At 71.5% G+C, this 10724-nt stretch carries 11 protein-coding genes and 1 pseudogene; 9 read left to right on the forward strand and 3 right to left on the reverse strand.

Annotation, left to right across the window (positions count from 1 at the left end; translation table 11 throughout):
* Positions 1-33: 33 nt before the first annotated feature.
* Positions 34-105: a hypothetical protein gene (locus ABZ749_RS19270; RefSeq protein ID WP_357229606.1), complete on the forward strand. Its 72-nt coding sequence runs from the start codon at positions 34-36 to the stop codon at positions 103-105.
* Here ABZ749_RS19270 and ABZ749_RS19275 read toward each other — a convergent pair.
* From ABZ749_RS19275 to ABZ749_RS19285, 3 genes and pseudogenes are all read right to left on the reverse strand, one after another.
* Positions 91-468, reverse strand: a pseudogene (locus tag ABZ749_RS19275) (isochorismatase family protein); the annotation flags it as partial. The gene ABZ749_RS19270 and the pseudogene ABZ749_RS19275 overlap by 15 nt on opposite strands.
* A gap of 50 nt (positions 469-518) precedes the next feature.
* A complete protein-coding gene (locus ABZ749_RS19280; protein WP_357229592.1) occupies positions 519-1805 on the reverse strand; it encodes a nicotinate phosphoribosyltransferase in 1287 nt (428 codons plus the stop codon).
* A 16-nt stretch (positions 1806-1821) separates the two neighbouring features.
* Complete coding sequence (locus ABZ749_RS19285; RefSeq protein WP_357229594.1) at positions 1822-4500, reverse strand: LuxR C-terminal-related transcriptional regulator; 2679 nt, start codon at positions 4498-4500, stop codon at positions 1822-1824.
* A 193-nt stretch (positions 4501-4693) separates the two neighbouring features.
* On the opposite strand from ABZ749_RS19285, the gene ABZ749_RS19290 reads away from it, so the two are divergent.
* The 8 genes from ABZ749_RS19290 to ABZ749_RS19325 all read left to right on the forward strand — a co-directional run.
* Complete coding sequence (locus tag ABZ749_RS19290) at positions 4694-6244, forward strand: hypothetical protein (RefSeq protein ID WP_357229596.1); 1551 nt, start codon at positions 4694-4696, stop codon at positions 6242-6244.
* Positions 6245-6392: 148 nt separating this feature from the next.
* Entirely contained in the window at positions 6393-6683 is a 291-nt protein-coding gene (gene clpS, locus ABZ749_RS19295; RefSeq protein WP_030331276.1) for an ATP-dependent Clp protease adapter ClpS, read from the forward strand.
* Positions 6680-7180 carry a DUF2017 domain-containing protein gene (locus ABZ749_RS19300; protein WP_210780952.1) on the forward strand — a complete coding sequence of 167 codons (501 nt, stop codon included), beginning with the start codon at positions 6680-6682 and terminating at the stop codon, positions 7178-7180. The genes clpS and ABZ749_RS19300 overlap by 4 nt, the downstream gene beginning before the upstream one ends.
* Positions 7181-7232: 52 nt before the next feature.
* Positions 7233-7721, forward strand: coding sequence for a M67 family metallopeptidase (locus ABZ749_RS19305; RefSeq protein ID WP_357229598.1), 489 nt, complete (start codon positions 7233-7235; stop codon positions 7719-7721).
* 65 nt (positions 7722-7786) lie between these two features.
* Positions 7787-8158, forward strand: coding sequence for a MoaD/ThiS family protein (locus ABZ749_RS19310; RefSeq protein ID WP_357229600.1), 372 nt, complete (start codon positions 7787-7789; stop codon positions 8156-8158).
* A gap of 11 nt (positions 8159-8169) precedes the next feature.
* A complete protein-coding gene (locus tag ABZ749_RS19315) occupies positions 8170-9135 on the forward strand; it encodes a pyridoxal-phosphate dependent enzyme (protein ID WP_357229602.1) in 966 nt (321 codons plus the stop codon).
* A gap of 223 nt (positions 9136-9358) precedes the next feature.
* Positions 9359-10102, forward strand: a complete 744-nt coding sequence (locus ABZ749_RS19320) for an MBL fold metallo-hydrolase (protein WP_357195310.1) — start codon at positions 9359-9361, stop codon at positions 10100-10102.
* Between the two features lie 111 nt (positions 10103-10213).
* On the forward strand, positions 10214-10724 hold a 511-nt coding region (locus tag ABZ749_RS19325), incomplete at its 3' end, for a glycosyltransferase (protein WP_357229604.1).

Below are 10724 nucleotides of genomic sequence, written 5' to 3' on the forward strand. Positions count from 1 at the left end.
TCCATCCAGTCGGTCAACTACCCGGGCCACTACCTGCGCCACTACGGGTACGACTTCCGACTGGAGGCCAACGACGGCACCGCCACCTTCGCCGCGTCGGCGTAGCCAGTCGGCCAGACACTCGCCGTCGTCGGCATGGCCCTCGAAACCGGAGTACGCCGCCGCGTGCTCGCCCTTGTGGAAGATGGCCTCGACCTTCGCGGTGTTCAGTTCCGGGTGGAACTCCGAACCGCTGGTGCCGACCACGCAGTGCCGGGGCCAGGACTCCACGAAGTCCGGGGGATCGCCGAAGTGGGCACCCGGGTCGACGTGGTAGTCCTTGGTGGCGACCACGTGCGTCCACCGGTCCGGCTCGGCGGCGAGCAACCGGGAGATGCCGGCGGCCACCCCTGCGCCGCCGGCGACGGCCAGTGAGCCGCCCTCGCAGAAGTCGTTCTGCACGTCCACGATGATCAGCGCGTTGGCCATCGGGGGGTTTCCTCTCTCCGCACGGTCGGTCGGTGGTGCTCGGGGATGACTCAGCCAGCGGGTACGACGGTGACCGGCACGGCCGGGTCGCCGGCCGAGAGCTTCAGTCCTTCCCACGGGATGGAGATCAGGCACTCCCGCAGGTGCTCCCGTGACTCGTCGAGGGTGGGCAGCGGCACCGACTCGCCGGCGACCACGTACGACTGCTGGAGCAGGCGGTCGTTGGGCTGCCGGTCGGGAACGCCCTGCGGGACGATGACCTCCTCGGTGGCGGTGCCGGTCGGCTTGTGCCGGCGGACCGCTACCTTCCGGCCGCCGATGGTCGCCTTGTGCTCGGAGCGCTTCACGACCGGCCGGCCCTCGACCTCGACCAATTTGTAGACCAGCCCTGCGGTCGGTGCCCCGGAGCCGGTGACCACGGCCGTGCCGGCGCCGTACATGTCCACCGGTTCGGCGGCCAGCGCGGCGATCGCGTACTCGTCCAGGTCACCGGAGACGATGATCTTGGTCTCGGTGGCGCCCAGCGAGTCGAGCAACTCCCGGGACTGCTGAGCGATCACCGCGAGGTCGCCGGAGTCGATCCGTACCGCCCGCAGGTCCGGCCCGGCCACCGCGATGGCGTTGCGGATGCCCTGGCTGATGTCGTACGTGTCGACCAGCAGCGTGGTGTCCTTGCCCAGCGTGGCGACCTGCGAGGCGAACGCCGCCCGCTCGTCGTCGTGCAGCAGGGTGAACGCGTGCGCCGCCGTGCCCGCCGTCGGGATGCCGTAGCGCGCGCCGGCCGCGAGGTTGGATGTGAACCGGAACCCGGCCAGGTACGCGGACCGCGCCGCAGCCACCGCCGCCTCCTCGTGTGCCCGACGCGACCCCATCTCGATCAGCGTCCGGCCCCGCGCCGCGGTCACCATCCGGGCCGCCGCGGCGGCCACCGCGCAATCGTGGTTGAGCACGGACAGCGCCACCGTCTCCAGCACCACGCATTCGGCGAAGCCACCGGAGACGGTGAGGATCGGTGAACCGGGGAAGAACAGCTCACCCTCGGCGTACCCGTCGATGTCGCCGGTGAAGCGGTAGTCGGTGAGCCACGCCGCCGCCGTCTCGTCGACCACCCCGGTCCGCAGCAGGAAATCGACCTCGGTGGGGTCGAACCGGAAGTCGCGGATCAGCTCGATCAGCCGGGCCGTCCCGGCGACCACGCCATACCGGCGGCCGCTGGGCAGCCGGCGGCTGAACACCTCGAAGACGCACCGGCGGTCGGCGGTGCCGTCTTTCAGTGCCGCGCTGACCATGGTCAGCTCGTAGTGGTCGGTCAGGAGCGCGGGGCGGTGGTTGCTCACCGCCCCAGCCTAAGGTTCAGCTCGGGTCGCCGCCGTCGTGGCCCGGGATCGAGCGCAACGCCGCCCACAGTTCGGCCCGGCCGGTGACGCCGAGCTTGGCGTAGATCCGCTGGAGGTGGTTCTCCACGGTGCGCGCCGAGAGGAAGAGCCGTTCGGCGATGGCCCGGCTGGGAGCGCCGTGCGCGGCGAGGCGCGCCACCTGCCATTCCCGCTCGGTGAGCACTGGCGCGCCGGCCTGGAGCGCCGGCGTTCGGATCAGGTCACAGCGCCCGAGCAACCCGGCGAGGCGTTCCCGGGCGTCGTTGGCGGCGGCCGAGTGCTGCCGGCGCAGCCGTTGAACGGCCTGGGAGGTGGCCTCTGCGGCGTACACGGTCAACTCCAGGGCGGCGTAGTCGTCGGCGACCGCCAGCAGATCGGTGGGGGAGTCGGTCACCGCGGCGCGGGCGTGCCGGGCCAGCAGCGGCGGGAGCACCCCGTCGACCCGCTCGGAGAGCTCGGCGAGGCGCTGCGCGACGGTGCGGCGGCTGCCGTCGGAGCAGGTGGGGCCGACAGCCATGCCCGCCTGGTCGAGTCGGACGAGGTCGTGCAGGACATGCACCTCGTGCCCGGCGAAGCCGTCGGAGCGCAGCCGGTCCACCAGGTCACCGAGGTGTTTGATCGCGCCCGGCAGGTCGCCCGAGGCGGCGAGCGACGCGCCCCGGGCCTGCTCCAGCCACGGGTAGAGCACCGCCATGCCCGGCGCGTGCGTGCGGTCGGCTTCGGCCATCGCCGCAACCGCCTGCGCGGCGTCACCGCGCAGCGCCGCCGCCTGGGCGCGTTCGGCCTGGGCCAGACCGGCGTAGACCCGGCTCGTGGCCAGTACCGCGCAGGCACCCAGCGAGGTACGCATGGCCGCATCGCTCTGCCCACGCAGCCGGGCCGCGTACGCCTGGAGGATGGCCAGGTAGCCGGTGCCGAGGCGGAAGTCGCCGGCTCCGGCGAGGTCGGCGAACTCGTCGGCCACGATCGCGTCGATCCCGGCCAGGTCGCCGGTGAGCATGAGCCGGGTGCCTCGGGCCAGTTCCAGGGCCAACTGGAGGTACGGCATGTCGGTGCGCCAGCTCGCCGCGGCCGAGTGCACCTGGGCGATCGCCGTACCGCTGCGGGTCAGCTCGCCCTGCGCGGCCTGAACGTACGCGATGGTGGAGCGGGCCAGCTCGCGGGCGGCGACGCCCGCCGCCGGACGGTCGAGCACCCGTCGGCTGAGCTGCACGGCGGTGGCCGTGTCCAGGCGGTGCAGGCGCATGATCGCCTCGAATGCGTGCACCCGGGACCGGTCGGCGGAGTCGCTGAGCTGCTCGGCTCGGCTTGCGATCTCCTCCACCGTGGACTGCCGGCTCAGCCCCCAGTAGCTGACCATGCCGCGTACGGTCAGCCACCGGCAGAGCCGCCGCTCGTCGCCGGGCTCGGGGGTGACCGCGTCGAGGACGTCGATCGCCTCGTCGGGCCGGTCGGCGAACATCAGGATGGTGGCCAGCAGCTCCGCCGCGTCGTAGCCGCCGTCGGTGTGCAGCGCGGCCCGTGCCAGGCGGGTCGCCAGCGGCACGTCGTAGCGGGTGAACGCCTGCACCGCGGCGTCCAGCAGCAGAGCTGGATCCTGTGCGGTGCCCGAGTCGAGTCGCCAGACCGCCACCCGCAGCAGGTCGTCGCGTCGGCGTTTGCCGACCTGCTCGAGCAGCTCGGCGAGGTGTGCCTGAAGCCGGCGGGTGCGGCTGACCGGGCAGCGACGGCGCATCACCTCGCCGTAGAGCGGGTGTGCCAGCCGGACGTTGGTGCGCCGGTCGTGCTGGAGGACGGTGATCAGCCCGCGTTCCTCGGCGGTCTCCACGTCCGACTGTTCGGCGGCCTGCCTCAGGAGGTGCAGGCCCAGTGGTTCGCCGAACGCGACCAGCTCGACGACCGCGCGGACGCCGTCGGTGAGTTTGCCGACCCGGGTGTCGATGAGGTCGGTCAGGTTGGGCGCCAGTTCCAGTCGCCCGGTCCACTTCCAGATCCCGTACGTGCGCTTCAACTCGGCGCTGCCGTTGGCGGCGTGCACCAGCTCGCGCAGCAGCAGCGGGTTGCCGGCCGACAGCCGGCCGAGCCGGTCGGCGGAGTTGGCGTCGACCGGGCCGCCCAGGATCGCCGCCAGCAGGTCGGTGGTCTCCTCCTGCGGCATCGGGGTCAGCTCGACGTGCTCGACCAGGTCGTCGGTCCAGAGTGCGCGGATCGGCAGCGGGATCTGCTCACCGTCGCGCAGGGTGCCGACCACTGTGGCGTTCTCTGCGCGGGCGACGAGATGCACGAGTGCGGCCGAGGGCGGATCGAGCAGGTGGGCGTCGTCGATGGCGAGCACGATCCGTCGACCGGCCGCCTGCTGTTGCAGCACGTTGAGCGCCCAGCGCAGGATGCCGGCGGGGGAGAGGCCCTGCGGCTGCTCGGCGGGGAGGACCTGGACGAGCCCACCGAACGGCAGCGCCGCAGTGGTGGCGCTGGCGGCGATGGACCAGATCGCGAACCGGTCGGTGGGCAACGCGCCCACGCCCTCGCGCAGCAGGCGACTCTTGCCGATGCCAGCGCTGCCGCTGAAGAAGAGCCCGCGGCCGGCCTCGCCGGTCACGGCCTCCAGCAAACGGTTGAGCTCATCCGTGCGGCCGACGAACTCCCATCGACTCATTCGCGCAGCATATCGACCGGAATCCGTCCGCGCCCGCACCGTCACCGTGCGAAGTTGAGTAATCGCACAATTACCGCTGAGTATTCGAGGTGTTCCGCCCGGTCGTCGGCCCGCCCGTAGTCTTCCGACATCCGATTGACGTACCGGAAATTCCGCGACCGGGTCTCCGGTCACCCGCAACGGGAGGCACCTGATGAAGCAGGGCCCTCTCCCCTCGGTCGATTCGCCGGACGACATGACCGGCCCAGCAGACCTACCGACCTGCGGCCCCCTCCCCACCCGGGTCGGCGTGTCCGGCGCCGCCCCGGATGAGCCGCTCGGTGTGGTCGCCGTTGGCCCGGCCGGTGCTGAGCGGCGTGCTGTGCTGGCCACCCTGCTCGAGCTCGACCCGGTCATGCTCACAGTGCCGGCGGGCAGTTGGTTGGTGATGCGCGACGCCAAGGTGCCCACCCGGGCGGCGTTCGTGCCCGGTTACCGGCAGCCGCACTCGTACGGCGCGGACCGGGACGCCGCCGGTCCGGCGTTGGCCCGCCCGCCCCGGCGTGTCGAGCTGAGCGTGCCCCAGCCGCTGCTGCGGCACTTCACCCTGGTCGACGTTCCGGACACCGCCACCCTCGGTGTGTCCGGCACCCGGGTGCTGCTCGAAGCGGTGGGCCGGGCCGGCGCGATGCTCTTCGTGATCGCCGCCGACCAGGCCTTCACCGCCGCCGAGTTGAACCTGCTCGCCGAAGTCGCCCCGACCTCGGTGGAGGTCGTCTTCGCGGTCACCCCGGGCGCGGCGGGCTGGGCTCCGCTGGCCGACGGCACGGCGACTACGGAGGGCGCGGGGGCGTCCGTCCCGCCGGTCGGGGGTGCGGAGACCGAGGTGGATGCGGTCGCGGTCACTGTGGAGGCGCATCGGGCGGCGCTCCTGGCCGCCGTGCCGGCGCTGGCCGGCGCGCGGTGGTTCCCGGTCGACGGGGCCGACACCGCCGCCGACCTGCGGCGGGCGCTGGTGGGTTGGGCGTCGCGTGAGGGGTTGCAGCGGGCCAGCGTCGACCCGCCGATCCTGCCGGGCCAGCAGGGCCGCGTGGCCGTGGCCGCCGATCCGGGCGACTGGTCCGAGCGGCTCGACCGCCATGCCCGCTCGTGTGCTCAGCGGATCCGCCAGCACCTCGCCCTGGAGTTGGCGAACATCCACCTTCGGGCCGTTCAGGAGATCGTGTTCGGAGTCGGCCTTGCCGGCCTACCGGATCTTCTCGACCGTGAGATGGCGGCGCTGTCGTTGTTGGCGACCGCGCAGTGCGATCAGGCGGTGCGCGGCATCATGACCGACGTCGCGTCCCAGGTGCTCGGCGCGCCGCCGGCCGAAGGCGTGCGCCGCCGGATCGCCACCGCTGTGCAGTACGGCCTGGCCGATCACCGGCCCGGCCACGAATTGGACAAGGTGCTGTTGATCACCAGCACGGCGGGCGTGGCCGAGTTGACCGGCCTGGAGGCGATCGACGCCGCCGCCAGCTATCCGATGGCGTCCCGGGACGAGGTGCTCCCGCCCATTGCGGTGGCGCTCTCCGGCGGGTGCTGGCAGCAGTGGCGTACGCCGGGCAACGGCGACCACAGCGCGGCGCGAGCCTGGTCCCAGCGGGCGGTGCGCGAGGTCGAGTTGGGGTTGTCCAGGGAGATCTCCCGACGGTTCGAGGTGATCCGCCTCTCGCTGGGCGTGGTGCTCTCCGATGCAGTCGATCACGGCATTCTGCTCGCCTGACGGCGCGCCCACCGGTTGGTCCGGGTCCGGGCCGGACCCCGCCGCCGATGGCGTCCGAGGCGGGTCGGGAGGGCCCGGGGTGGGTGATCCGCGCCGGTCCGGCGTTCCGGTTCCTCGGTTCCGGGAAACCGGTGGCACGATGGGGGGCATGGCGGCTCCGCAGGTTGTACCGGTCGAGACGCCGGACACTGACGAGGTGCCGGCGTCCGACCGGCAGTGGGTGACGATCGTGTGGGACGACCCGGTCAATCTGATGACGTACGTGACCTGGGTCTTCCAGAAGCTTTTCGGCTACAGCCGGGAGAGGGCCGAACAGCTGATGCTGGACGTGCACCACAAGGGCCGTGCCGTGGTCTCCACCGGTGCCCGCGAACGGATGGAGCACGACGCGTCGCAGCTGCACGCGTACGGGCTGTGGGCGACGGTGGACAGATCATGAGCATGTTCCATCGCCAGGCCGGTCACTATGTCGCCGTCTTCGCCGTCGACGAGGTGCGGGTGCTGCGCAAGGTCGCCTCCGAGGTGGTGGGTCTTCTCACCGACGGCTTCGACCACACCGACCCGGTGGTCGGTCGGCTCTTTCCGGCGGTCTACCCGCAGGACGCTCCGGGCACCGCCGAGTTTCGCCGCTACACCGAGGGCGACCTGAAGACCGCGAAGATCGATCAGGCGGGGGCGATCCTGGCCGCGTTGCCGGACGAGGCCGGCGGCGAGGTGCGGCTGGACGCCGAGGCCGCCGAGGCGTGGTTGCGGGCGCTGAACGACGCGCGGCTCGCGATGGGCGTCCGCCTGGAGATCAAGGACGGCACGGATCTGGGCGAGGAGCTGGACGACGCTGTCGCTGAGGACCCGGGTTCCAGCCGGGTGTTCCAGCTTTCGGTCTACGCCTATCTCGGGTATCTACAGGAGTCGCTGCTCAACGCCTTGATCGACTAAGGGTGACCGGCACCACTTCGGCCTGTGCCCGGCAGGCGTTAGGCTGGTGCACGTGCTGAGCATCGACCGGTCGATCATTGACGCGATCGTCGCCCACGCGCGCCGGGATCACCCTGACGAGGCGTGCGGCGTGGTCGCCGGTCCCGTCGGCAGCGACACCCCGACCCGGCACATCCCGATGGACAACGCGGCGCGGTCGATGACCTTCTACGAGTTCGACTCGATGGAGCATCTGCGCGTGTGGCGGGAGATGGACGACCGGGACGAGGAGCCCGTCGTCATCTACCACTCGCACACCGCCACCGAGGCGTACCCGTCGCGGACGGACGCCGCCTTCGCCGGTGAGCCGGGGGCGCACTACCTGCTCGTCTCGACCCGTGAGCCCGACTCGGAGGAGATCCGGTCGTTCCGGATCGTCGACGGCGTGATCACCGAGGAGCCGGTCCGTGTCGTGGAGGCCGGTGTCGACCCGCACGCCGTCCAGTCCTACATGTTCGGGCAGAGCCCGGCGACGGTCGATTACGAGTGTTCCGGCCGCTGACCTGTCAGCGCCGCAGCCATCTCGTCCCGTCACCGTAGGCACACCCGATCGAGGAGTTCCCCATCATGGCTATTGAAGTTCGCATCCCCACCATCCTGCGCAGCTACACCGGCGGCGCCAAGGTCGTCGACGGCACCGGCGACACGCTCGCCGATCTGCTCACCGACCTGGATTCCCGGCACGGCGGTCTGCGCGGCCGGCTGATCACCGACGCGGGCACGCTGCACCGCTTCGTCAACGTCTACGTCAACGACGAGGACGTCCGCTTCCTCGGTGCCCTCGACGCGAAGCTCTCCGACGGCGACAGCGTCACCATCCTGCCGGCGGTGGCCGGCGGCGCGTTCGGCTTCGCTGCGGCGGCGGCGATCAGCTCGCACAGCATCAGCTCGCAGGGTGCCGTCGACGCGGTGGCCCGCGACGCCGTCGCGGCTCGCTGAGGTCGGCCGCCATGGCGCGGTACGACAGCCTGCTCGACGCCTGCGGGGGTACGCCGCTGGTCGGCCTGCCCCGACTGTCCCCGACGGCGCCCGAGGGGGCTCCTCCGGTGCGGCTCTGGGCCAAGCTGGAGGACCGCAACCCCACCGGCAGCATCAAGGACCGCGCGGCGCTGTTCATGGTCGGGGCGGCGGAGGAGGCTGGCCGGCTCCGCACGGGTGACACCATCCTTGAGCCGACGAGCGGCAACACCGGCATCTCGTTGGCCATGGTGGCGAAGATGCGCGGCTACCGGCTGGTCTGCGTGATGCCGGAGAACGTCTCCACCGAGCGGGTGCAGCTGCTCCGGATGTACGGGGCCGAGATCATCTTCTCGCCGGCGGCGGGTGGTTCCAACCAGGCGGTCGCCACGGCGAAGCAGATCGCTGTCGAGCACCCCGACTGGGTGATGCTCTACCAGTACGGCAACGAGGCGAACGCGCGGGCGCACTACGAGACGACTGGGCCGGAGCTGCTGCACGACCTGCCCAGCATCACGCACTTCGTGGCCGGGCTGGGCACCACCGGCACCCTGATGGGCACCGGGCGTTATCTGCGGGAAAAGGTCGAGGGCATTCAGATCGTGGCTGCCGAGCCGCGCTACGGCGAGTTGGTCTACGGGCTGCGCAACATCGACGAGGGGTACGTTCCGGAGCTCTACGACGCCTCGGTGCTCTCCCGGCGGTTCTCGGTCGGCACCCGGGACGCGGTGTTGCGTACCCGCCAGCTGGTGGAGGTGGAGGGCATCTTCGCCGGTTTCTCCACCGGTGCGATCCTGCACGCCGCGCTGGCGGTGGCGCACGAGGCGGTGCGCGACGGCCGGCGTGCCGATGTGGCCTTCGTGGTCTGCGACGGTGGATGGAAGTACCTGTCCACCGGCGCGTACGGCGGCACCCTCGCCGACGCCGAGGACGCCCTGGAGGGGCAGCTCTGGGCCTGACCGATCTGGTCTGCCGACTACGGGCCGTCGACATTCGTCGACGGCCCGTCCGCGTTTTGAGGTACCGCGAGCAGGTGTCACGTTCGTGACAACTTCCGTTGGATGATTCTTGCTGCCGGGTGCGCCAGCGTAGGCTGCGCAGCGTGGCGTACGCGTCGGTAGAGATCATGGCTGGGACTATCGCCGGCACAGCTGCTACTGACAGTGACAGCGAGACCACTCGATGCGACTGACTGTTCTGGGGAGCGCCGGCAGTTTCCCTGGCCCCGAGTCGCCCTGCTCGGCCTACCTCGTCGAGGCCGACGGTTTCCGGCTCCTGGTCGACTTCGGCTCGGGGTCGCTGTCCAGCCTCCAGCGGTACGCGGGGTTGCACGCCCCGGACGCCATCCTGCTGACCCACCTGCACTGTGATCACATGTTCGACGCCGTGCTCTACGTGGTGGTGCGCCGGTACGCCCCGGACGGCCCCTACCCGGCGCTGCCGGTGTACGCGCCCGCCGGTGCGCCGGACCGGCTCAGCGCCGCCTACGGGGACGACGGTTCGGTGGAGGACGTGTACCAGTTCTACGCGCTCCAGCCGGGCACCTTCCCGATCGGCCCGTTCGCCGTCACCGTCGACCGGGTCAACCACCCCGTCGAGACGTACGGTGTGCGGCTGGAGCACGACGGCCGTTCGCTGTGCTACTCGTCGGACACCGCGCCCTGTGAGGCGCTGCTGCGGCTGGCCCAGAACGCCGACGTGTTCCTCTGCGAGGCCAGTTACCTCGACGGCGTGGACAATCCGCCGGATCTGCACCTGACCGGCCGGGAGGCCGGCGAGGCGGCGACCAAGGCCGCTGTGGGTCGACTTCTGCTCACCCACCTGGTGCCCGCCTGGGGCAGCGAGGCGCACACGTTGGAGTCGGCCGCCGCCGCGTACAGCGGGCCGCTCGAAGTGGTCCGGCCCGGCGCCAGCTACGACATCTGACGCACCGGGTCCCGGTTCGCGGGGCCTGGGCCGCGGTCTTGTGCCGTACTGTTCGCCGGCCGGTCAGCGGGCGGTCGTCTGGCGCACCAGTGGCACGCGCACGGTGTGGGCATGCGGATCGCCATCGTGACCGAGTCGTTCCCACCTGATGTGAACGGCGTCGCGCACTCCGTGGTGCAGACGGCGGAGCACCTGCTCGATCGGGGCCATGAGCCGGTGGTCATCGCCCCCGCCCCGCCGGGTGCCGGCCGGCAGGGCATCGACCGGCTGCCGTACCCGGTGGTGCGCATCCCGAGCGTGCCGCTGCCCCGCTACCAGGGCTTCCGACTGGGTGTGCCGACCACCGCCCGACTGACCGGGGCGCTGCTGTCGGCCGAGCCGGACGTGGTCCACCTGGCCAGTCCGTTCGTCCTGGGCGCCCGGGCGGCCACGCTGGCCAGCCGGCACGGGTTGCCCATGGTGGCGGTCTACCAGACCGATGTGGCGGCGTACGCGCGGGCGTATCGGGTCAGTTGGGGCGAGGCGGCGGCGTGGCGGCGGATCCGCGAGATCCACAACTCGGCGCAGCGCACCCTCGCCCCCTCCACCCGGGCCGCCGCCGACCTCATCGCGAACGGGGTGC

Origin of the sequence: Micromonospora sp. NPDC047753 (assembly GCF_040642735.1) — a bacterium.
GTDB lineage: Bacteria > Actinomycetota > Actinomycetes > Mycobacteriales > Micromonosporaceae > Micromonospora.

Bases quoted from the DNA above. Each gene is read 5' to 3' on its own strand.
- ABZ749_RS19285 (WP_357229594.1), bottom strand. From the start codon at position 4,500: ATGAGTCGATGGGAGTTCGTCGGCCGCACGGATGAGCTCAACCGTTTG.
- ABZ749_RS19290 (WP_357229596.1), top strand. From the start codon at position 4,694: ATGAAGCAGGGCCCTCTCCCCTCGGTCGATTCGCCGGACGACATGACC.
- clpS (WP_030331276.1), top strand. From the start codon at position 6,393: ATGGCGGCTCCGCAGGTTGTACCGGTCGAGACGCCGGACACTGACGAG.
- ABZ749_RS19300 (WP_210780952.1), top strand. From the start codon at position 6,680: ATGAGCATGTTCCATCGCCAGGCCGGTCACTATGTCGCCGTCTTCGCC.
- ABZ749_RS19310 (WP_357229600.1), top strand. From the start codon at position 7,787: ATGGCTATTGAAGTTCGCATCCCCACCATCCTGCGCAGCTACACCGGC.
- ABZ749_RS19315 (WP_357229602.1), top strand. From the start codon at position 8,170: ATGGCGCGGTACGACAGCCTGCTCGACGCCTGCGGGGGTACGCCGCTG.
- ABZ749_RS19320 (WP_357195310.1), top strand. From the start codon at position 9,359: ATGCGACTGACTGTTCTGGGGAGCGCCGGCAGTTTCCCTGGCCCCGAG.